Origin of the sequence: Paenibacillus sp. A3M_27_13, assembly GCF_024213315.1 — a bacterium.
Lineage (GTDB): Bacteria > Bacillota > Bacilli > Paenibacillales > Paenibacillaceae > Paenibacillus > Paenibacillus polymyxa_B.
The window spans coordinates 1,330,499-1,353,067 of record NZ_JANAVE010000002.1 but is presented as its reverse complement, the minus strand read 5'-3'; the positions used below and the strand labels follow the sequence as shown (position 1 = coordinate 1,353,067).

The 22,569-nt window shown below is 45.2% G+C and carries 26 protein-coding genes; 6 read left to right on the top strand and 20 right to left on the bottom strand.

The annotated features are described in order from the left end of the window. The first annotated feature begins 30 nt into the window (after positions 1 to 30). The 3 genes from hslO to NLX82_RS12760 all read left to right on the top strand — a co-directional run bounded on the left by hslO (position 31) and on the right by NLX82_RS12760 (position 3,669). On the top strand, positions 31 to 912 hold the full coding sequence (gene hslO / locus NLX82_RS12770) for an Hsp33 family molecular chaperone HslO (RefSeq protein WP_075154138.1): 882 nt from the start codon (positions 31 to 33) through the stop codon (positions 910 to 912). A 155-nt stretch (positions 913 to 1,067) separates the two neighbouring features. Continuing rightward, positions 1,068 to 1,901 (top strand): class I SAM-dependent methyltransferase, encoded by an 834-nt coding sequence (locus NLX82_RS12765; RefSeq protein ID WP_075154137.1) that lies wholly within the window; start codon positions 1,068 to 1,070, stop codon positions 1,899 to 1,901. 898 nt (positions 1,902 to 2,799) lie between these two features. Next, positions 2,800 to 3,669, top strand: coding sequence for an aminoglycoside 6-adenylyltransferase (locus NLX82_RS12760; protein WP_053325341.1), 870 nt, complete (start codon positions 2,800 to 2,802; stop codon positions 3,667 to 3,669). 49 nt (positions 3,670 to 3,718) lie between these two features. On the opposite strand, the gene NLX82_RS12755 is transcribed toward NLX82_RS12760, so the two are convergent. From NLX82_RS12755 to NLX82_RS12685, 15 genes are all read right to left on the bottom strand, one after another. Next, a complete protein-coding gene (locus tag NLX82_RS12755) occupies positions 3,719 to 5,587 on the bottom strand; it encodes an alpha/beta fold hydrolase (protein ID WP_254348180.1) in 1,869 nt (622 codons plus the stop codon). 60 nt (positions 5,588 to 5,647) lie between these two features. Beyond that, entirely contained in the window at positions 5,648 to 6,226 is a 579-nt protein-coding gene (locus tag NLX82_RS12750) for a TetR/AcrR family transcriptional regulator (protein WP_023988411.1), read from the bottom strand. A gap of 69 nt (positions 6,227 to 6,295) precedes the next feature. Continuing rightward, the gene (locus NLX82_RS12745) at positions 6,296 to 6,640 is read right to left on the bottom strand and encodes a cupin domain-containing protein (protein WP_028542344.1); all 345 of its coding nucleotides are present in this window, start codon (positions 6,638 to 6,640) and stop codon (positions 6,296 to 6,298) included. Positions 6,641 to 6,761: 121 nt separating this feature from the next. After that, positions 6,762 to 7,097 carry a YolD-like family protein gene (locus NLX82_RS12740; protein ID WP_028542345.1) on the bottom strand — a complete coding sequence of 112 codons (336 nt, stop codon included), beginning with the start codon at positions 7,095 to 7,097 and terminating at the stop codon, positions 6,762 to 6,764. Positions 7,098 to 7,109: 12 nt separating this feature from the next. Continuing rightward, positions 7,110 to 7,304 (bottom strand): hypothetical protein, encoded by a 195-nt coding sequence (locus NLX82_RS12735; protein ID WP_013310131.1) that lies wholly within the window; start codon positions 7,302 to 7,304, stop codon positions 7,110 to 7,112. A gap of 154 nt (positions 7,305 to 7,458) precedes the next feature. Beyond that, positions 7,459 to 7,842 (bottom strand): VOC family protein, encoded by a 384-nt coding sequence (locus tag NLX82_RS12730; RefSeq protein WP_023988409.1) that lies wholly within the window; start codon positions 7,840 to 7,842, stop codon positions 7,459 to 7,461. 66 nt (positions 7,843 to 7,908) lie between these two features. After that, positions 7,909 to 8,397: a hypothetical protein gene (locus NLX82_RS12725; protein WP_023988408.1), complete on the bottom strand. Its 489-nt coding sequence runs from the start codon at positions 8,395 to 8,397 to the stop codon at positions 7,909 to 7,911. 85 nt (positions 8,398 to 8,482) lie between these two features. After that, positions 8,483 to 8,845, bottom strand: a complete 363-nt coding sequence (locus NLX82_RS12720; RefSeq protein WP_023988407.1) for a response regulator — start codon at positions 8,843 to 8,845, stop codon at positions 8,483 to 8,485. 333 nt (positions 8,846 to 9,178) lie between these two features. Beyond that, the gene (locus tag NLX82_RS12715) at positions 9,179 to 10,165 is read right to left on the bottom strand and encodes a metal ABC transporter substrate-binding protein (protein WP_075154135.1); all 987 of its coding nucleotides are present in this window, start codon (positions 10,163 to 10,165) and stop codon (positions 9,179 to 9,181) included. Between the two features lie 52 nt (positions 10,166 to 10,217). Then, positions 10,218 to 11,066: a metal ABC transporter permease gene (locus tag NLX82_RS12710; RefSeq protein WP_028542348.1), complete on the bottom strand. Its 849-nt coding sequence runs from the start codon at positions 11,064 to 11,066 to the stop codon at positions 10,218 to 10,220. Further along, complete coding sequence (locus tag NLX82_RS12705; RefSeq protein WP_025724201.1) at positions 11,012 to 11,719, bottom strand: metal ABC transporter ATP-binding protein; 708 nt, start codon at positions 11,717 to 11,719, stop codon at positions 11,012 to 11,014. Before NLX82_RS12705 ends, NLX82_RS12710 begins: the two co-directional genes overlap by 55 nt. Positions 11,720 to 11,936: 217 nt before the next feature. Beyond that, positions 11,937 to 12,959 carry an ABC transporter substrate-binding protein gene (locus NLX82_RS12700; RefSeq protein WP_053325337.1) on the bottom strand — a complete coding sequence of 341 codons (1,023 nt, stop codon included), beginning with the start codon at positions 12,957 to 12,959 and terminating at the stop codon, positions 11,937 to 11,939. A 64-nt stretch (positions 12,960 to 13,023) separates the two neighbouring features. Next, positions 13,024 to 13,812: an ABC transporter ATP-binding protein gene (locus NLX82_RS12695; protein ID WP_068940795.1), complete on the bottom strand. Its 789-nt coding sequence runs from the start codon at positions 13,810 to 13,812 to the stop codon at positions 13,024 to 13,026. Next, a complete protein-coding gene (locus tag NLX82_RS12690) occupies positions 13,809 to 14,918 on the bottom strand; it encodes a FecCD family ABC transporter permease (RefSeq protein ID WP_028542351.1) in 1,110 nt (369 codons plus the stop codon). The genes NLX82_RS12695 and NLX82_RS12690 overlap by 4 nt, the downstream gene beginning before the upstream one ends. Next, positions 14,915 to 15,994, bottom strand: coding sequence for a CobW family GTP-binding protein (locus tag NLX82_RS12685; protein WP_023988400.1), 1,080 nt, complete (start codon positions 15,992 to 15,994; stop codon positions 14,915 to 14,917). The genes NLX82_RS12690 and NLX82_RS12685 overlap by 4 nt, the downstream gene beginning before the upstream one ends. Positions 15,995 to 16,228: 234 nt before the next feature. On the opposite strand from NLX82_RS12685, the gene NLX82_RS12680 reads away from it, so the two are divergent. Genes NLX82_RS12680 through NLX82_RS12670 form a run of 3 tightly spaced genes read left to right on the top strand, consistent with a single transcriptional unit; the run spans position 16,229 to position 19,338 of the window. Continuing rightward, a complete protein-coding gene (locus NLX82_RS12680) occupies positions 16,229 to 17,230 on the top strand; it encodes a permease (protein ID WP_028542352.1) in 1,002 nt (333 codons plus the stop codon). 8 nt (positions 17,231 to 17,238) lie between these two features. After that, complete coding sequence (locus tag NLX82_RS12675; RefSeq protein WP_069079661.1) at positions 17,239 to 18,216, top strand: TIGR03943 family putative permease subunit; 978 nt, start codon at positions 17,239 to 17,241, stop codon at positions 18,214 to 18,216. A gap of 18 nt (positions 18,217 to 18,234) precedes the next feature. Continuing rightward, complete coding sequence (locus NLX82_RS12670) at positions 18,235 to 19,338, top strand: CobW family GTP-binding protein (RefSeq protein WP_069079660.1); 1,104 nt, start codon at positions 18,235 to 18,237, stop codon at positions 19,336 to 19,338. A 111-nt stretch (positions 19,339 to 19,449) separates the two neighbouring features. Here the strand turns inward: NLX82_RS12670 and NLX82_RS12665 are convergent, their stop codons facing one another. From NLX82_RS12665 to NLX82_RS12645, 5 genes are all read right to left on the bottom strand, one after another. After that, entirely contained in the window at positions 19,450 to 19,695 is a 246-nt protein-coding gene (locus NLX82_RS12665) for a type B 50S ribosomal protein L31 (protein ID WP_013310118.1), read from the bottom strand. A gap of 17 nt (positions 19,696 to 19,712) precedes the next feature. Continuing rightward, a complete protein-coding gene (locus tag NLX82_RS12660) occupies positions 19,713 to 20,183 on the bottom strand; it encodes a hypothetical protein (protein WP_023988396.1) in 471 nt (156 codons plus the stop codon). A gap of 95 nt (positions 20,184 to 20,278) precedes the next feature. Further along, a complete protein-coding gene (rpmG, locus tag NLX82_RS12655) occupies positions 20,279 to 20,428 on the bottom strand; it encodes a 50S ribosomal protein L33 (RefSeq protein ID WP_007430271.1) in 150 nt (49 codons plus the stop codon). A gap of 68 nt (positions 20,429 to 20,496) precedes the next feature. Next, a complete protein-coding gene (locus NLX82_RS12650; RefSeq protein ID WP_053325330.1) occupies positions 20,497 to 21,066 on the bottom strand; it encodes a hypothetical protein in 570 nt (189 codons plus the stop codon). A gap of 80 nt (positions 21,067 to 21,146) precedes the next feature. Further along, the gene (locus NLX82_RS12645) at positions 21,147 to 22,529 is read right to left on the bottom strand and encodes an MFS transporter (protein WP_028542356.1); all 1,383 of its coding nucleotides are present in this window, start codon (positions 22,527 to 22,529) and stop codon (positions 21,147 to 21,149) included. Positions 22,530 to 22,569: the final 40 nt, after the last annotated feature.

Genomic DNA, 22,569 nt, shown 5'->3' with positions numbered 1-22,569 from the left:
GAACTCTAATTAACAGAAAGGAATATGAACATGAACGATTATTTAGTAAAAGCTCTTGCCTACAACAATCAGGTACGGGCTTATGCCGTGAGAACAACGGAAACGGTAAGTGAGACCCAACGGCGTCATTATACCTGGCCCACAGCATCGGCTGCATTGGGACGTTCTATGACGGTCGGCGTCATGCTGGGAGCCATGCTTAAAGATGAGGATAAACTGACGATCAGAATCAACGGTGGCGGACCTATCGGCACCATTCTTGTCGATACCAACTCCAAAGGTGAAGTTAGAGGTTATGTAAAAAATCCACAAACCCATTTTGAGCTTAATCAGATAGGGAAATTAGATGTCGCCAGAGCTGTAGGAACAGATGGAGCGCTAATTGTATCCAAAGATATCGGCTTAAAACACCCGTTTGTTGGACAGGTCCCTCTCATATCGGGTGAACTGGGCGAGGACTTCACATCTTATCTCGTCCAATCCGAACAAATTCCTTCTTCTGTGGGAGCGGGAGTTATTGTTAACCCGGATAACTCTATACAGGCGGCTGGAGGTTTTATTATTCAGCTGATGCCAGATACACCAGAAGAGGTTATCAGTTTTATCGAGAGACGTATTGAGAGCATTCCAAGCATCTCCGCAATGGTCATGGAAGGTCTTACACCAGAGCAGATTCTGGGTCAGATTTTAGGAGAAAGCAACATAAACATACTGGAAACCATGCCTGTACAATTTCATTGTCCCTGCTCAGAAGAGCGCGTTACCAATGCCATTATCAGCTTAGGGAATAAGGAAATAGAAGATATGATCCATACCGATGGACAGGCTGAAGCTCATTGCCACTTTTGTAACGCACACTACCATCTTACCAAAGAAGATCTCGAGGGCATGCTGGAAACAAACATCATTTAAATATGGCTGTTCCCAAAAAGTAGGTTTAGCTACTGGGGAACAGCTTTTTTCTTTCCCAATGCTTCCGATGGTTTCTTAATCCTAAACACGGTAGACTTGTTCATGATGTAAGTGATAATGTTATATTATTCCAATCACTTGAGATGAGGTGCGCTATGCTTGAAAAAGATACGCATGAAATTCTGGCTTATTATGATGGCGGTGCAGAAATAGGCAGGTTAGAGCGAGGCATAGGAAAAATAGAACTGGAAAGATCAAAAGAAATCATTTCACGTTATCTCAGGGAGTCTACTCATGTTATTTACGATATCGGCGGCGGTGTAGGGGTCTACTCTTCGTGGCTGGCGGAGCTGGGATACGAAGTTCATTTATTTGATCTATCTTCCCAAGCCATTGAATTCGCTCGTCAGCAGCAACTGAATAAACCCATCATCAGCAAGCTGGAAACCGCGGATGCCAGAAATCTTGATCGTAAAGATGAAAGCGCGGACATCGTGCTATTGATGGGACCTTTATATCATTTAACGGAACAGAAGGAACGAGTAAAAGCACTGCAAGAAGCAGCGCGTGTCTTAAAAAAAGGTGGAACGCTGATTACTTCAGCTATTTCCAGGTTTGGCTCGCTACTGTGGGGGCTATCGGTGTACGGTGAGTGCAATACCATTGTGGAGGAAGATGCGTTCATGGATATGGTCAGACAGGAGCTAACAGATGGTCAGCATGTGCGCCCTGCTGCTTATCCCTCTTTTCTCACACGCTCCTACTTCCATACACCGGATGCCTTGCGCGCAGACTGGCAGGCGGCTGGATTGCCGAAGCCTCGTGTACTGGGCGTGGAAGGACCCGTCTGGATTGCACCCGGATTTGAGGAAAAGTGGGTGCTTCCTTCCCATCGCAGCCGCTTGCTGGATATATCACGGCAGGTTGAAGAGCAGGAATCCGTAATCGGTATGAGCCCGCATATGCTTGCGGTAGGTACCAAGTCTTAAAACTCAGCACCTCTACAATTACGGTCAGATGCCGCTGCTTTAATAGTTCACGATCTATTGCTACGATATCCTCTCCAAGCGGGTTAGCTATACCGTCCAAATGCTGAGTAAACGTCATTCGTCCACTCTTCATAGGCCGTAAATCCTTCATCACGGTTTCAAGAGCAGCTTCCCACTTCTCATCTGCCGGGTAATATAGCACGTAGTCTAATTCTCCTTTGGATGCCAGTTGAGGTAATAGGATTTCTTGAAGCAACATGTTGATTTCTTTTAAAAAGGCTTTATTGTCCGGACTTCCTCCCAGAAAAATGCCTTGGGGGTTGCTCAATACAGCGGTATCCCCATTATTAGATAAAAAAATTCTACCCGGTGTGGTGCCGCTAATAACACCTTGAATCGATATGTGATGCTTCATTGTAATAAAAAGACCGAATGCCTTATAAAAATAAGATTCCGCGAGTTCTATTCCTTTAATCATGTGATGAGCACACATCTGTCCGATTTGCCTCCCATAAGCCTATGAGAGATTCTTTCTTATTCATCTAAATACATAAATCTCTCATAAGCTTTTTGATTTGTTTGTTCGTGTTCAAACATCATCACTCCTTTAAACGTATTAGAGGATTAGGCTCTAAGATGGTCTGTACTTGATGCCTCGCTTCATTATGGATAAAACATACAATTCGGTCAAGTGTACTTCTGGTAATGAAGAAGGCCTCGGCAGCACAATTGAATGGCTTCTGTGTATAGGCTATTGTAAGGATAGGAGACTTATCCCAGATAAAAGAACTTACAGGAGGTTGTTTTCCTTGATGATCCTTGAGCTAGTGGCCATTATTTCTATTGCTCCCTTGTCCACGTTTTTCTCCTTTAGATACCGCTTGTGGAGACAACTATTATGAGAAGTGAACATGAAATGCTTCATACCATTCTCCATCTTGCTCAAGAGGACGAACGGGTACGTGCCGTGATTCTGAATGGTTCACGCGCCAATCCACATGCTCCACGGGACATTTTTCAGGATTATGATATCGTCTTTCTCGTATCCTCCATGGACAGCTTTATTCAGGAACGTCGCTGGATCAACCATTTTGGTGAATTGATCATTATGCAGACGCCCGATGAGCATATGGAACCTACTCCGATGCCCCGTGATCGTTTTGCTTTTCTCATGTTATTTACGGACGGCAATCGCATAGATCTTACTCTCTATCCTACAGAAAACATCGCCAATTGGACCCGAGACAGCTTAAGTGTACTGCTGCTGGATAAAGACGGGCTTGTGCAGCCTTTCCCACCGCCAAGTCTTCAAGATTATAAGACGATACCCCCAACCGCCCAAGCCTATGCGGATTCCTGCAACGAGTTCTGGTGGGTCAGTACTTATGTGGCTAAAGGATTATGGCGACAAGAGCTGCCCTATGCTAAATTTATGCTGGATCGGCCTGTTAGAGATGCGCTCCACTTGATGTTGGAATGGCATATTGGTATACGAACAGACTTCGCGGCAGATCCGGGTAAGCAGGGAAAATATTTCGAGAACCACCTTGAGCCTGAACAATGGACAGCCTACATCCAAACGTTTGCGGATGCAGATTATGAACATATGTGGCAGTCTCTTTTTATCATGGGAAATTTATTTAGAGAAGTTGCCTTGGAAGTAGCGAACCATTATGGTTACGAATATCCGACTCTGGACGATCAACGTGTTACGAACTATCTCCATCACGTAAAAGCTCTCCCAGCAGATGCTAAGGACATTTATTGATAAAAAACCAGGCTGCACTTGATTTATATGTGCTAGGCTGGTTTTATTTTTATACACTAACGTTATTCTGTCGTATGTGCTGCTTTAGATATTGCGCTGTTCGTTCCGGTTGCGAGATCGGAAAATGATGAGCTGCCGGAATATTCAGCGTATGCAGGGCATGAAATGGCTCGGGCAACTTATAGATCTGATCCTTCACACCCCATAGAATCGAAACCTCCTCTTTATACATTCTTTCGGATATCTCAGGGACCGACCGGAAGCTATCGGACTTGGTTAGCATGGCTAGGGCTTGCGCAGTCGTCTTTCTTACGCGTGGGGAACGCATTTCTTCAAGAACATATGTGATGTATGCTGGCGGGATATCGTCGATACTTTCAAAACAAGTCTGCGCAAGCAATTGCTTGCGTAAGCCTGACTCGCTGAGTCTGCCTAGCATACTCTCCGTAATTCGTGCGCTCCGATATCTGCGCGGAGCAGTATGCAATACAGGCTGCAATAGGTGTAAGCTACTGATACGCTCAGGTACGCGTTCCCATGCCTTAACAGCTAGTAGTCCGCCGAACGAATGACCTACAAGGCAGATTGGCGTTTCCAAAGCCTGAATAGCCTGCACTAACGATTCAATGTGGCCTTCTAGTACATCCTCCTTATGATGGTATGGGGAACGGCCAAAACCGGGAAGATCCACCAAGCAAACAGAGGATTCCGGAAATTGATTTGCCAGCGGTATCAAACAATCTGCCCCGCTGAAAGTACCGTGAACTAATACGATCGTTGGATTTCCATTCTTCACCCTTCGCTCCAGGGTAGCTAATGGCCCACGTCTGTTGCGGACATATCCATCTGTATCTATGGTGGAATGAGCAATCCTGAAATCAAGATCAGTAATGACAAATGGGAACATGCTTTTGTTCGTTGCCTGTGACAACCCGTATTTACGTTGAATCTCTCGTGCTGCATCCAGTGGGTAGTCCACATCCACGATAAAATCGAGTGATTCCTTCGGAATACCTAACTTTTGGCCCAGAGGAGTACCCAATATACTGGTTAGCCAAGCTGGCGAGATCGAACCGAGCGGTTTACAGACACGAAGCTCCTTCGCCATATTCGTTCCCAGCTCTATCATCGTTGGACTCTGCTGCCTGTCATCCATCAAGTAGTATGTTTCACTAGCAGGATGTGATTCCTTCGTAAGAACACTGATCAATTCGGCTGCATGATCTACATGGACCAAGGGAAGCCAATGAGATTTTCCGCCGGGGACAAGTCCCATAAGCTTGCGCGCTGTAGAACCTACGAGAATGCCTAGCCCACCAGTTTGGGGCGTATCCCCAGACTCTGAGTCACCCATGACAACGCTCAAATGGACAACCGAAAGCGGAAATCCTTCCTTGTGTGCTCCTTGACGAATACGCAAATCAGCCAAAAATTTCATCCTTTCATATGGAGGCGCCTGTTCCAAATGAGCGATGACGGGCTCGGGAGTAATCCAGTTATGATCATTAAAAGGGCTTTTATACCCAACCAAATGAATAAAATGTCGTAACCCTTTGCTCGCATGAATATGTGTAGCCAACGTTATCATTTCTTCTGCCGCTTGTAGAAAAGCTGCTCTCGCATCCTCCTCTCCCAGCAGAATATCCATCGGGCCTCCTGCGTGAATTATCACATCTGCTGTCTCCACGAGTTGCCTGTCAACAGGATTTAATCCTAGAGCAGGTATACTCAAATTGCCAATAACCGGTGTTAATTTCCCGATATGCCATGCTGTCTCCAAATCCATTTGCCTGCATATTTGTTCCCACTTCTGCTGCGAACGAACCAGGACGGTAATAGTGTGTTCCGCCTTTGAAAGTTGTCGTAACGTATGCATGCCGATAAACCCTGTGCCGCCCGTGATAAAGATATGTGCCATATACGAAACCTGCCTTTTTTAATTTTTAGTACTTCGTAGTACTAATAAAGATTAAAAAAATCACTTTAGCAGAAGTGCTAAAGTAAATTTTAAATTTTCGAGTATGCTCGGGTCCTGGCTTGCATGCTGCAGAAAGAGCGCACCTTCAATGGCCGAGACGATGAATTGGGCCGTCGACCTCGCAGGAAGTTCAGCCTGAATCTCTAATCTTTCCCTTCCCTCGTTCAGCAATATTTCTACGGTAGTGATTTGGCTTTGGAAGAACTGGCTTATTTTATTCCGAAACAAGGCGCTATCTTGAGGCATTTGCGTATAAAGAGTAATAAAGGGACAGCCTCCCAAACAATCTGTCTCTTGCTCTGTCAGCAATTGAAGAAGGATTTCAAAACGTTCCTGAACAGACTGATCCTTACGCGAAACAACTTCATAAATCATCTCATTATACGTTTGAATCAGTTGATCCAGAATGGCTGAAAGTAGCTCTTCTTTACTTTTAAAATAATAGTAAATGTTGGTTTTGGACACATTGCTCACAGCCACAATTTCATCCATACTTGTTGCATGATATCCTTGGGTAAGAAACAATGAGGTGGCGATGCGCAGAACAACATCCCGATTCGTGATTTTATTTTTTTTCATCATATTTAGCACTATACGGTACTAAAAAAGACTTGTCAACCTTCGCTGGAACATGTCTGCTCCAAAATATTATTTTTCGGCCAGAACCCGGTCACCTCTGCTCGCAGGCTGAGAAATAACCAAAAATTCAACATCCTGATTCGTTTCATTAAACATTTGATGAGGCACCATAGGAGGAACCTCACACCCTTCCTGAGATCCTAATTGGATTCGTTCACCATCCACTTCAAGTACCGCTGTACCTGATAAAATAAAGAAAAATTGGCGCGCATGATGATGATAATGTCTGACCTCATGTGTATTTCCGGGCATCCGCTCATGAATAATGCTCAAATCATTATTTTTCACCAAGCGCCAACCATCACATTGATCTCCCCATATATAATGTTCAGCATTATTTTTACTTATTTTCATATTGAACTCCTCCTTTTGCAATTACAGTTTTATTTTAAATATGGATTCATAGAGCTACAATCTTAATTTTAAAAAACGGCGGGACAAATGTAAAAAACACTCCGACTTAGTCAGACTGTTTTTATATATGCGCCTCGATAATTTCCTCCAACTTAATCCAGCTAAAATCCTCTTCCCCACGGGATAGCTTCACTTCTCGCCGACTTGTGTTAATTACTGTGACCAGTCCACGCAGCTCCTCATCATCAAATGGATTGAACACTTTTAGCGTAATAGGCTTACGTTCGTTATAGGATACGATAATGGCCTGTTCAATCTGCTGCATTTCCTGATCGTCCAGTGCTGGCTTGCCGCGCCTTCCTTGCTCCTTCATCAGTCTTAAATATGCCTCCCGATGCTCAGGCAAAATCATGCGCGAGCTTTCCCATATGCCATTTCCTTCAAGCTTTTTCCCCATCGTAAGCCCCTCCTATGCTGTTCTGGTTACCGGATGCCATGCCAATACATGATCTAATCGAAAAACACGTGGCTGGCCTGTCTGTAAACAGGTGGCTCGTATCAAGCCATTCTGCACACGATGCACCTCGATACGCCGATGAGACAGTTTGCCCTTCCGATCCAAATACACGATTTCCACGATCTGCCCCACGTATTTTTCCAACATGATCCTTCACTCCTTATCAGAACGTTTGTTTGTATTATATGCGAACATGCGTTTGATTATCAATGTAAAAAAATCCCCTGAGGGATTTGACTCTCTCAAGGGATTTCGTAACAATGTAATCTGAACTTAAAAATTTAACTTCTACAAAAATTTATTATTTAGTTCGTTCCCTTACAGCAAAGTAATTTTCTTCATTATCTGCAAAGTTAAACACTCTTCCGAAAGGCATAGTTACAATTTCTCCAACTTTGACATTTTTATTTGATAAGTCGTCATATAATTGATCAAGATTTTCCGAAAAAAACATTAAAGAAGGTGTACCGAGATTTAATTCAGGTGACATTTTAGCAACGAATTCCTTATTGTGGAGAATGATGCTTGTTTCTGCACCCTTTGCAGGAGCAATTTCAATCCATCTCATTCCTTGACCATTATTTTCTTCAGAAATTACTTTAAATCCTACTTTTTTTGTCCAAAAATCCAGTGCCTCATCCTGGTTATTTACATACAACATAATTTGACCGACTTTACTAATCATTGATTTTTCAACTCCTTTGTATAAGTAATTACCAAACCTCGATGCCCCTAATCCCATCTCCTCACTTTAAAATTCATAGGTGGATAGCTTAATATCTTCTTTATTCAAATCTTTCAGCGGATAGACAGGGCCATTCCAATAAGTCAGAATATCAAGCGGCTCATTAGTACCATGTTCTTTTAAAGAAAGAGATAATTCAAGTAATAAATGTGGAAGTTGATAAGAGCTTGTTAAAAACTGATATTCCTCTGGACTTTCACAGTCTTCTGCTCGATAGAACACAAAGTATCCCTCGGTATGATCCCCAATGAGTACAATATAGCGAGCAAGAAACATAATTTCGCCATTGGCAAAAGGAATGGAATGTGTCGAAGCAGAGATCAAATCGGTCTCTAATCCCTCAATACGAAGGGTAAGTTCATTGTTAAGAGCATCCATTCTTTCCCTTTGTTCGCTGACGAGGTGTTCATAATTTACAGGGACAAGCCCTCCATTCTTGATCGTAGCGATCAGTTCGTCTATAAATACTTTTTGAGACAACACTCGATTGCTCATCCTATTCATCTCCATATTCGTGAAAATAAGCATGGAATTCTCGCTTTAACATGTTCAATATTTATGTATTAAAAATCTTGATTCCTTAACTCCCCAACATTTTTGTGACGGCATTCACGACCCTTTCCATCTCAAATGGTTTAACAATAAAGTCTTTTGCACCTGCCTGAAATGCTTTTATAATCGCTTCCTGCTGCCCCAAAGCAGAACACATCAAAATGTTGGCTTGGGGATCAAGCTCTACAATCTTTTTAACAGCCTCAAGTCCGTCCATCTTAGGCATATTAATATCCATGGTGATTAAATCGGGACGAAAGTGTGCGTATTTCAAAACAGCATCATACCCATTTTCTGCTTCCGCAATAACAGCGTGACCTAAATCCAAAAGAATATCCTTAAGCACAGAACGCATAAATAAAGAGTCATCCACTACTATAACTGTTGCCAAATTAACCTCTCCAATCCGTTGTCAAATGATATGCACGCCCAAACTTCAATATCGGTGAATAAACTAGTAATATTAATAGAAAGAATCTGTAAAAATAAAAACGCTACCAATGAATTATAAAAGAAATTTGAAACTAGCTACTACAGAATTAGTTTTCAAAAAAACGTTTCACAATGACGTAAATCATTTCTGAAAAGCAAATTACAAAGGACTATATATCTACTGTATCTAGAGCACTAGCCCAGAAAGTACAATCTTCTTAGATAGTTATAAAAAAACTGACGCCGGTATCATTCCGACGTCAGTTTTTAAACTTATTCGTTTAAGAATTCCTTATTCATTCAGAGCTTTTTTCAAAGCCTCCAGATTGTTTTTCATCACACCAAGGTAATCCAGGTTCTTCTGTTTGTCTTCATCCGTCAATCCTTCGAGCGGATTCAGTACATCGGTTTTTGAACCGATTTCAGTAGCTACGGTCTCAGCAACCTTCGGATCAACAAGAGTTTCGAAGAAAATCGTTTTAACATTATTTTCTTTAGCAAATTTGATAATACCCGCCAGCTTGTCCGGTGTAGGCTCTTGCTCTGGAGATAATCCGGCAATAGGTACTTGGGTCAGACCATATTGCTTAGCCAAATAACCAAAAGCAGCATGCTGCGTAATAAAGTCTTTACGTTTTACATCTTTCAGACCTGTTTTGAACTCGTTATCCAGATCCTTCAGCTTGGCGATATAAGCATCAGCGTTTTTCTCATAATCAGCTTTGTTTGCCGGATCGGCTGCCACAAGCCCTGCTTCAATGGACTCCACTTCTTTTTGGGCCAAGACTGGATTAAGCCATACATGAGGATCCAGCACATGATCGTGATCATGGCCTTCCTCTGCGTGTGCTTCTTCTCCTTCTTCCTCAGCCGTGCCTTCCATCAGGTTCAATCCTTTGCTCGCTTCAACTACAACACGCTTATCGTTGGACGCGCTGCTCAAAGCCTGTTCTGCCCAACCTTCGACGATACCGTTATAAACAAATACGTCAGCATCCTTAACCTGTGCCATATCTTTGGCGCTTGGTTCCCAGTCATGCGGCTCAGCACCGGCAGGAATCAACGCGGTTACGTTAGCATGGTCTCCAGCAACTTGCTTGGTAAATTCATACATTGGATAAAAAGTGGTGACCACATTCAGCTTGTCTGCTGTTTGTGCCGCATTCGGCTCGGTTTGGGAAGCATTTGTAGCTGTATTATCAGATTTGGCTCCGCAGCCAGACAAAATAAGTGCTAGTCCCGCAGACAATACAAATGATTTTTTGAACCATGTATTCATATTCATTACTCCTTTATGTGTTAGTTTTTAGTCACTCTCACTGTAATTACACTCACTGGCCTGTCGCATTCTTCCGTCGGGAAGCCTGCTGCTTGCCCAGCTTACGGACCAGCTTTTGAATACCAGCTCCTACGATCAGGAATAATAACAGCACCATGGCAATTGTCCCCCCTGGGGGTGTACTAAGTTCATACGACGCCGTTAAACCCATAAATACGCCGATCAATGCAGTGATCATAGATATCCAGATGGCTGCCGCGAAGCTCGGTGCGATTCGAATCGCCAGCGCCGCAGGGAGCACGATGAGTGAGGAGACAAGCAGCACACCGACAATCGGCATTGCAGCAGCTACAATCATCCCTGTTAAAATACTAAATGCAAATGAGATGGACTTGACAGGAAGACCATTAGTCTTCGCCGTTTCTTCATCAAAGGTAATCTGATACAATGGACGCCGGAATACAAAAAAGAAAATACCTCCGATCACAGCCACTACAATCATCAACATCAGCTCTGTCTGATTGACCGCTACTACCGAACCGAACAAATAAGCGGAAAACCCTTTGTTGATGCTCTGATTCAGATTCATTAAAATAACGGCCGTCGAGAGGCCACCTACCATAATAATAGCCACAGATATCTCACTATATGTTTTATAAGACCTGCGGACGTATTCAACGATAATCGCGCCGATTACGGCAACAATAAATCCAGTTATCGTTGGGTTAATGCCTAAATAGGCACCCGCTGCCACCCCTGCCAGCGATACATGCGATAGCATGTCCGCCATGAGAGCCTGACGCCGTAGCATCAGGTATACTCCAAGCACCGAGGCCAGCAGTGCAATTACCCCACCGGCACAAAATGCCCGCTGCATGAAGTCGTAGTGCAGCATTTCCATCCGCCATCTTCCTTCCTCTCAAGCTCAATAATTCGATCCAGATAATGTTGCACTTCCGATAGTCCATGGGTCACCATGACCACAGTTCTTCCATATTCCTTAACCTGCTGATTCATCAGATCGTAGAAATGATGGCGGCTTTCCTGATCCATTCCGGTCGTAGGCTCATCCAAAATGAGCAAATCCGATTCCTGAGCGAGTGCTCTTGCCACACAAATACGCTGCTTCTGTCCACCCGACAATTCTCCGATTTTACGGTGACGCAAATCCCACATGCCTACTTGACGCAGCGCCTGCTCAGTCAGATCATGATCCTCAGACCGCATACGGCGTAACCAAGAGCCATGAGTATATCTTCCTGAACGGACAAATTCCAAAATCGTACTTGGAAATCCGCCATTGAAAGCAGCAATTTGTTGGGATACAAATCCGACAACGAGCTTTTTGCCTTCACCTGTACGGTTAGACATGAACACCTTGCCCTTCCAAGGCTGAAGCAAGCCGAGCAACAGTTTGAGCATGGTTGATTTGGAAGCACCATTCGGTCCGGTAATAGCTACAAATTCTCCCGAAAAAATTTCAACATTGGCATCCACCAAGTTAGGAACGTCTCCGTAGCCAAATGTGACCTGTTCCAATGAGGCCAATAACATGACGCAAATCTCCTTTTCCTTTAAAAAGCCTGGAGCCATCTGAGCGATCATCATTTGCGCAGATTCTCCAGGTCGTTTATGATCATTAAACCATCTACCGTAATTATTACGATTTGGTAATAAAAAAATAAGCGTTTGATAAACGTAACCTTTACGCATTAGCAAGTTTAACAGTTTAGGCAAGGTTCGTCAATGTTTTGGAAACTCTTTTGTTTGTTTACTTCACCTTGTCCGGGTATAAGCCTGCCGCCAAGGTTTTCAACGCGATCGGAGCGCGCACGCCTTCAGCCGCTGCGGATAATGGCAGTACTATAAACCGTTTGTTTTTGATCGCTTCCACACCAGCCAGCGCAGGCTTGCTCAGGAGCAGCTTCTCTTTATCCGCCAGTGAAGTATCTCCATAGTCGAGAATGACAATGACGTCAGGATTACGGTTCACAACCTCTTCCCAGCTTACCTCGGTAAAACTTTTGTCGATATCATCAAAAATATTTTTCGCCTTCACACTTTCAATCAAAGACGTTAGGTAATTGTTGGCAGCCGTAAAGGGCTTGTCTTCTCCGCTGTCATAGACAAACACCTTGGGTGGCTGTTCAACAATACCAATTTGAGTCTGAATGGACTGCACTTGTTCACGAATGTCATTTACCAGCTTTTCTGCACGCTCCTCAACCCTGAAAATACGCCCAATATTTAGTATATCCTGATACACATCTTCTAACGTGGGACCCGGTTTATTTGAGGACTCCTGTACATAGGTCAGCACCCCTTGTTTGGCTAACTCCTCACGGGAACCCAGATTTTTATCATTAAAGGCACTCTTCCAGCCCGCATAGGCAAAATCCGGTGCAGCGGCCATAAACACCTCTTTGGACGGATATTGTCCGGCCAGTACCGGGATTTTGTCATATTGAGCCTTATATTTTGGCAAAATCTGATCATCCAAATACGCAGTTCCTACCATAGAGGATTCCAGTCCAAGGGCCAGCATAACCTCAGTTGCATGCTGGTTCAATGTAACCGCGCGTTTGGGCGCCTCGGGAAATGCCATTTTAACGCCCATGTTCTCAAGCTCTACCGACGTCTTATTGGTTGCCGATTGCAATGCGGCAGGTTGCTGCCCGTTTGCCAATGGATCGCTTGTTTGAGCTGTGTTTCCTGCTGCGCAGGCTGATAACAACAGCATCATCGCCAAAGCGAGCATAACCAGCGGTAACGCGGGCTTGCTATATTTTTTCATATGTACCGTCTCCTCTTTTATTTGTAGTATATCTTACCTCATCGTATCACCTTTTCTGTTGACGTTATGGATAGCCTCCTCTCCTGAGAGAATCCGGTAAAAAGGTAATATTCGGCTTCCCGGTTTTTGGATGAATGCAGATTTCTGTCTCCACACCGAATACACTCCACAGCAGGTCTGGCTGAAGCACATCCTCCGTTATGCCAGAGGCTACCACTTTGCCTTCTTTTAATACATACATTCGATCACAATAAAATGCCGCCAAATTCAAATCATGTAGTGCAGCTAGCGTAGTTATCCGAAGTGTTTTGACCAAATCCAAAATTTGCAGCTGATACCTGATATCCAGATGATTCGTCGGCTCATCCAAAACAAGAAATTTCGCCTGCCCGGCCAAAGCTCTGGCGATCAATACCCGTTGCTTTTCTCCGCCGGACAAGGTGGCAAAGTCCTGATCCGCCTGAGCATCCATGCCTACCCGCTCCAGCGCCTGCTCGACCAGTTCATGATCGACGACAGTATCTGCTTCCAGCAGTTTCTTATGCGGATGGCGCCCCATCAGCACGATGTCCCGTACTGAAAAATCAAACGTTTGCGGCGCATCCTGACTCACCACTGCCATTTGTCGGGCCGTCTCTTTATACTTCATCCGCAGCATATCCTGGCCATCCAACGTAACCAAACCACTGTCAGGCTTTAGCACACGATACATATTTTTGAGCAACGTCGATTTCCCGCTGCCATTCGGACCGATCAATCCGACCAGCTCCCCTGCTTTTACCTGGAGACAGATGCCGTCGATCAGCCGTTTGTCGTGAATACTGAAGGTCACGCATTCGACTTCTATATTCATTTTTCGCCTCCAAACGAGTAGGAACTACGACGCAGCAGCCACACAAAAAAGGGTCCTCCGCACACAGCCGTCACAATACCAATCGGCAGCTCCTGTGGAGCCAGCACGAGCCGGGCACATACATCAGCCCACACGACAAAAATAGCTCCCGCCAACAGACTGACAGGCAGTACACGCCGATGATCTGATCCCACTATCAGCCTAACGATGTGCGGAATCATAAGCCCGACAAAGCCAATCGAGCCACTAACTGATACGACTGCCCCGGTTAAAAGAGACGCCACAACAACCAGTAATACGCGGAACGTCTGTACGTTCACACCTAGCGTTACTGCGGTTTCTTCACCCGTTAGCAAAGCATTCAGCGAACGGTATCGGGTCAGGAGCACAGCCGTTCCAACGGCTACAATGAGGCTTGGAATAAAAAGTGTATCCCATTGAGCACCTGCCAGACTTCCCATCATCCAATACATCGCGTCACGAATGCCTTTTTCATTCGGGGCCATCGTAACGATAAAGCTAGTCACTGCCGACAGCATCATAGACACCGCCACCCCTGCCAGCAATAAGCGGGTCGTCGATATGCTCCCAGCCACACGGGCTAACGCGAACACCATAAGCATTGCAGTTAACGAACCTATAAAAGCAGATAAAGGCAGCGCAAGTCGTCCTAAAAATCCGAAAGCTCCGAACACAATCACCAACGTGGCTGTTACCGAAGCCCCAGACGAGACTCCTAAAATATAGGGATCTGCTAACGAATTACGGATTAATGCCTGTATAGTCGCTCCTGTAACAGCAAGTCCTGCTCCTACGACAACACCTAGCAGCACGCGTGGAAAGCGGATTTCCCAAACGATATATTGCTCAGGCTTGGTCCATGTCACGGGTATCCACTGGTCCAGCCAAGGAAGATGGGACAGTGCAATTCGCCATATCGTCCCCGGTGTGACAGCTACAGGACCCAGCATAACCGCGAGTGTGACCGAAAGCAACAGTCCAGCAGTCAGCAGCAGAATTGTTGTAAATCCCCAAGTAGGCTTGCCCGCTAGGTGTGCGCGAGAATTATGTTGTGATGGATTAAGGTTGCTCGTTCTCGAAGTCATGAACTACTCAATGGCTTTTCGGCCGCTTCCAGCTTTCTCAATTGTCCCTCGATCTCGGAAGCAGAGAAATTCTCACCCATGACAACCGCTACATCGTTCACTGGCTTTTGCGGGCGGATCGGAATGATTTCCAGCTCCCGATAGGCAAATTGAAACATCATCTGGCCCTCTGATTCCAGAAACCGCACAATTCCTTTGGCCCGGTAAATTTCAGCTGGCAAACTGCGGAACAACTGTTCAAACTCGGAGCGTGGCACAGGTTGTCCAAAGAAATGCGTGTGAACAACTACATGGTCGTAGGAATGATAATGCTCCCCATGTTCGTGGCCATGGGCGTGATCACGGTGATCATGATCATGATGATCTGTATGGTTATCATGATCATACGTCTGCAAATGATTTTCCGAATGAGAATGTTTACTCTTAATATCAACTGCGGATTCCTTATGCCGCGAAACGTCCATACGCTCCTCTCCTTGAGTGGAGAAAAAAATACCCGCGTCCACGTCACTTCGTTGCGTGCTCACAGTCAAAGCATATGGATTTAACTCTTTTACGAGGGCCTGTACTTTCTGCAACTCGCCCGCAGCCAATAAATCGGTCTTGTTAATAATCAGTTTGGAAGCGCACCGAAGCTGATCCTGCATCAAACGAAGCGACTTGCTTCTCTCGTTCCCCGAGGCAAAGTCCAGAAATTGATGCGCGTCTATGACCGTGATAACGGATTGTAAAATCATAGAGGAATAGATGGAGGCGTCTGTCACTGCATCTACAATCTCCATCGGGTTAGCCACTCCGGTACATTCTACAATAATCACGTCCGGCTTATATTCATCAGCAAGATTCATGAGCTCGACGCCCAAATCCCCGCGAATGGTACAGCATATACAACCGCTGAGCATTTCCTTCATGGGTGCTTGGCCATTCACCAAACTGCCGTCCAGATTAACATCACCCAACTCATTCATCAAAATGGCTGGCTTGAGGCCCTTCTCCTTGTAGTAAGCCAGCGCATGCTGAAGAAGAGTGGTTTTACCGCTACCCAAAAAACCGGATAAAACAACAATCGGTATCATATAACCCCTCCTTGTCTTTGCAACATTTAATATGGATCGTACCGTAAAAGTTTCCTTCTTGCAATCATTTATCGAAATTTAATCGTAATAATTACTAATAACAAACATAAATATATATGACCACTCTTTGAATTGTCAATATAGGAGGTGAGACAAGCACAATCCAGCGGGCATGATTGTCCCTCTACAGACATAGGATGTAGATAAGAACCCTTATTCCCAAGGAGACGTGGAATGAAAAACAGTACGCTGTTGAAGATGCTGCCTTTTATAATTCCGTTTGCCTTTCTCATCCCTGTGCTTGTCACGCTATCTCCCCAGTGGCTTCGTTTGTTAGATATGGGCCAGCTGCAACCGTTAAAAACGGTATTTATGGGCATTTTTCTGGAAGCTGTTCCGTTTCTCCTTATCGGTGTACTCGTCTCATCCCTTTTGCAGTGGCTTGTACCGGAGACATGGATTCGCAAAATAGCGCCTGCGCATCCTGTACCGGGTGTCCTGCTGGCCTCCTTACTAGGTATGCTATTTCCCATCTGTGAATGCGGCATGATCCCTGTCGTTCGGCAATTAATGCTCAAGGGAATGCCTGCCTATATGGGTATCACTTTTATTTTAAGCGGGCCCATTATCAATCCCGTGGTACTGGCTGCGACGATGATGGCTTTCCCTTCCCATCCCGAGGTCACTGCCGTTCGAATGGGTTTGGCTTTTGCCGTCTCCGCGATCATCGGGCTGATCGTGTATGCCTTTGTACGAGTGCATCCGCTCAAACGGTCGTTGCTCTCTTTTAACCAGCAAAAGCAGAACAATCAGACTCATCGGCATAGTCGCACATGGCGGGGCTTTTTTGTACATGCTGGTGACGAGTTTTTGGACATGAGTAAATATCTCACTATCGGCGCATTATTAACAGCCTGCATCCAAACCTTCATCCCACGTGATGAGATGCTTTCGTTAAGCAACGGAACGGTCGGATCGTACGCCTTTATGATGGGTTTTGCCTATATACTGTCGCTATGTTCCACCTCCGATGCCTTTGTAGCTACTGCTTTTTCACACACCTTTACACTAGGTCCGCTGGCAGCCTTTCTTGTACTCGGCCCAATGCTAGACTTCAAAGGCACGCTCATGCTGCTAAGCACCTTCCGCACCAAATTTGTCGCCATCCTGGGCTTGCTCATTGTTTCACTCGTCCTAGTGGGTTCTATAGCTGCTGAATGGTTATTAGGGAGGTGAATACAAACGTGAATTCAACCTTTAGCATTCGCTGGCAATACGGCATGCGCTCCTTGCTCCTGATCGGATTGGCTGTGTACATCGTCTCATTAAGCCGCACGAATGCACTTCATTACTACTTGGCTCCCCATATGCAAAAGCTGCTCCTACTCTGTCCTGTACCACTCTTGTTCATCGCATTGGCGATGGCATGGCACGGAATCATCGGGGAGCGGGACGGTGAGGATGTATGTGATTGTGAGCATCCGTTGCCGCAAAGCTGGTTCAAAAAAACACTCGTATATGGAATGCTGCTCATCCCGCTCCTGTTCGGTTCTCTGCTGCCCAATCAGGCACTTGGTAGTGATATGGCCGCCAAAAAAGGCATGTCCTTCACGTATCCCAACCCGGATATCCGACGAAAAACGGATACACAGACCACAAAAGCATCCACCTCCTCCCTTTTATCAACTGCATCTTCTGTCCCAACTTCGTCCCCTCCAGAGGGAAAATGGAGTCAGGAAACGCTGGATAAGCTGTTCGTTCCGCCTGATAAGTACAATGTAGAATTCGCTGAGCTGGCGAAACGCCTGTATCAGCAACCTATCATACAGATCAAGCCAGAGATTTTTTCCGAAACTATTGGAGCCATTGAATTATATAAACAAGCTTTTGAAGGAAAAAAAGTACAGGTGACAGGCTTTGTCTATAAAGACGACAACCTGCCGGGTAAAGGCCTATTTGCAGTAGGAAGATTCCTCGTCATGTGTTGTACTGCCGATGCCATGCCATTCGGGATCATCGTCCAATCCCAGAAAGCCCCGTCCTTTGACAAGGATACCTGGGTGACCATTGAAGGAACACTGCATGCCACACAAAAGGGCAACGCTCCCGTACTTGAAATTCGATCCGAAAAAATAACCGCTGTCGAGCAGCCAGAATCCCCTTATGTCTATACCCAAGCAGACTCGGTAGCTACCTTTGATCGCTTGAACACAGCACACTAAACCCACCAAGGAGGAAAAATGATGAATAAAGTTCCTGTTATTTTAATCAGTGGTTTTCTTGGAAGCGGCAAAACAACACTACTTTTGCGCCTATTAGCCCATACTCGTCAAATCCCCCTTCGTGCTGCTGTTTTAATGAACGAAATGGGCGAATATGATGTAGACAGCGCTATAATTTCAGAGGAAATGCCTGACGTAACAGTAGAAGGATTGCTAGAAGGCTGCATTTGTTGCAGCAAAAGAAATGAGCTGGCAGGGGCTCTGCATACCCTGCTCAGCCAGGAGCCAGATCTGATCTTCATGGAAACCACCGGGGTAGCCAACCCCGAACAAGTACTGGAGGAGCTTCGCTCCCCTCTACTGGCAGATCGGCTTTATCTGGTTCACAGCATCAGTGTTGTGGATGCTGAGCTGTTCCATGAGTACAACAGCCGCTTTACGGCTGATAAAGAACTGGTTCGCACCCTGCACGGACAGCTGCGCACCGCAGACTTCATTGTGGTGAACAAGACGGATGCAGCAAGCAGCCGTGAAGTGACGAAGGTCGTCAAGAGCATCCGCAAGCTCAACGATACGGCCAAGCTGCAAACTACTGAATATAGCCGGGTTGACCTTGAACCACTACTAGAGCCTGTTCTGGCCTCCGCATCCGTTGCCGCGAAACCTGCACAGACACCTCAACCAGCACCTGCACAGGTCCAGCTCACTGATGCAGATGCACCGTTCGTCCCCATTCCCGTCAAAAGTATCGGAAGCACCAGTAGTGTCTCCAGAAGTACGGCTTTCAAAGTTATTTCGACACACAGTCATAACCACGATCCTAAGCAGCCTCATTCGTTCTCCCGTCTGGAGAGCATAACGCTGCATCAATATTCTCCTCAACCACTCGAAAAACAACGATTGGAAAACTTTTTGACCGGGTTAGGTTCCTCGTTGCTTCGTGCGAAAGGTTATTGCGTACTTCCTCAGGAAGGTACAATGCTTTTGCAATTTTCAGGAAATCACTTGGAGTGGCAGCCTACTGCACTTCCCGTGAGTCAGGGATATGTCACGCTAATTGGGGAGCAGCTCGACAAAGCATCCATTACCGACCAATGGGAACAGTGCTTCATTTCGCTATAAATGACAGGTCTAGATTAAGACAAAAAAACCTCCTGCATCTGCAGGAGGTTTTTTAAAAAGCGATGTTCACGGATTATTAGCATAATCCGTAAACATAACGCTCGACTGTTCTTACTTAAGGTTATATTTTTTGTTAAAGCGATCCACACGGCCACCGATATCCACGTTTCTTTGTTTACCAGTGAAGAACGGGTGGGAAGCGGAGCTAGTATCTACACGGATAACTGGGTATGTGTTGCCATCTTCCCATTCCATCGTTTCTTGCGAATATTTAGTGGAAGCACTCAGGAAAGTAAATCCACAGCTAGGGTCCAAAAAGATAACTTTGTTCAATGTTGGATGAATATCTTTTTTCATTAGTTTCACCTAATCTTTCATATAGTTTTAGTTTCAAACTCAAACGTACTGGCGCAATACTCCATCAGTTGGCAAAAGGAACGGTTATGTCCCAGAAAAAAAGACGACAGATCATAACGGTTGCGCTCAAGCTCGTAAACGACAAGCAAACGATGCCGCATATATCGCATCGCCCATTGCACGAACGCTCCGGATCTTTCGTCAGCCTTCATCGTTATATAAGCATATAGTGAATGGTCCTCCGGCTCGTCCCAAATGCTGACACCAGCACAGGAGAACTCGGTAGCCACGTGCTTTCGATTCAAAAGGCAAAGCGTGCCATGTAGCTCGGCATCTATCATACAGCCTTGAAAAAAAGCCGTTTTCTTAGGTGCAAGCTTTAACTTTGGACGCTCTGTCCACTGGACTAATTCAAGTTTTCGCCGGTTCCATAACGCAGGCTTTTGCAAACTTAACACGATTTCTTCATCGTTAACTGGAGAGATCATGCCGCAGCTCCTTTCATGAAGCCCTATATTCATTAGAATTACAGGCTCCGTTCAGGATGCAGGATCATTCAGGTTGCTATATAGCAAGCCTCAAATTATCTAGTTTCACGATGGATCGTGTACTTTTTCAGACGCGGAGAGTATTTTTTCATTTCAAGACGCTCCGGATGATTTCTTTTGTTCTTGGTTGTTGTATAGTTGCGATCACCGGATTCGGTGCATGCCAAGGTAACAATTACGCGCATTTCTCTTCCTCCTTAATTGGAATACATGGTATACAATTACAATAGTAATTTTTACGATTAGTTCTATTCTATAATTCATGCTCCGCTTTGTCAACCTTAGAGTCACGGTTTGTCGCTTCTTCTACCGTGTTCCAGCGATTACGGTACTGTGCAAGCTTCGGATGAAGTTCCTGGGGTTCGCTCGAAAGCAGCAATCTGACATTTCTAATCCATTCTCCAAACGATGCATAGGAAGCGCACAAATTTGCAGTTTCAGGACTCATGTACAAAAAAAGTGGGGTCGTATACTTTTCCGCCAAAAAACGGATGGCTGCTTCAATCGGCGTATACTTTTTACGCTTACCTTCCCAACTCTCAATCACAACAGCACTCAAAGCCTGCTCCCGCTGCCACTCTCCCAGCTCGTCCACCCGCTTGTAATACGAACGTACCGGCTGCTTCCACATTCTTCTGACGGTTTCTTCATGTAGCGGATACAGCACCAGCTTTGTAAAAGATAATGCAGCCCCCGTTTCGGCAAAAAGCTCCAGCTCTCTGGCTGTAATCTGCTCGAACGTATCATAGTAAACCATGGTCCCTTTATGCGTCTCGATCGGAGGCTCATAACCATAGGGCACATATTGAAGGTTTCTTGTCATGCTGGACACTCCGTCCTTCCATAGATGAACTTTTCCTTCTATATTATACCCTTGTTTTGGCATGAGTTTGCATCAAATGTTTATCCTTGTTCAACAGCAGGCGTATTACGGCGTGAACCCCTTCGGAATTGCAACGCATAAAGTCCCATCGTCACAAGCGCAATCAGTGCAAGCACCGTAAAAATATTGCTAAAATTGAACACCTGCACATTAGATACGACAGGATTCAAATGAAAGGACGACGAACTATCCAGCGTTTTGCCCAAAATACTTGTCGTGATCGCCCCTGCAATGAAATTCAGCAGAGATAACAGCCCCATTCCAACACCAATCTGGTCTTTCGACAAGGTACGAGAAATCGTGTTGGACATGGCAATTTGCATGAAGGTCTGACCTACGTTTCCGAAAATAAGCAAAAATAAAATCAGATACGGAGATGCACCCACAAACGTAGACAAGCTGATAAAACAGATGAACAAAAGCGATACAGCTGTATAGACGAGAAACGAATTTCCTTTACTATCCGCCAAACGCCCCCCTCTTTTACCCAATAGAGCCGAAGCAATAGCAGCCGGAAACATAACCAGTCCAATTATTGCCGGCGTAAGCTGATTGAGACTGTTCAGAAACTGCGGTGCCAAGTACGGCAATCCAAAGCTAATCCCCGTCCCTAAAAAAGCGATAAGGAGCCCGTATGAATATTGCTTGTTACGGAACAGCTTCGGCTGGATGAATGGATCATGCGCAGTGTTAATGCGCCATATAAACAGTGCAAATAACACCATACCGAGCAGAAAAAACATCATATTGGTTTGCGAAATCGAAAGTAACAAGAAGGCTACTGTTCCACCCAGCAATAATCCACCAAGAAAATCGAACTTCTGATCCTCTCCACGCTGATCGTCCAAATATTTGCGGAAGAACGGCAATGCGATCAGTGGTAGCATGGAAATGACGAACAAAAAACGCCAGCTTGCAAAGCCTGTGATCAAACCGGAAATAATCGGAGCCAGTGCAGTACCTAACGCCAAGCCGATTGCTGTGACGCCCAAAGCACGTCCTCTTTTTTCAGCCGAGAAATAACGGACTGGGACGATCATAGCAGTTGCCGGAATAACTGCAGCCCCTGCAGCCTGAAGCAAACGAGCTACAATGAGCATCCAAAATTGATTGGCCAACAGTCCAATAAGCGAACCCAGTGCAAAAAAGATAATCCCAAACGTCAGCAAATCCTTAAGACGATATTTATCTGCCAATTTGCCGTAGGTCACCGAGCCAACCGCATACACGATCATATAGCCAGTCAGCAGCCAACTTACATCGGAAGCACTAATATGAAACTCCTCCCGAATCACAGGCATAACGACATTAAACATAAAAGCGTTCATCACTGAAAAAACAAGTGTGAAAGCCAACACACGCATAAGCTTATCCGCATTGGGATAAGTTTGTTCATTTATCATTTGGTTGTCTCCCTCTCCTGTAAACCTCTTATCTAAGATC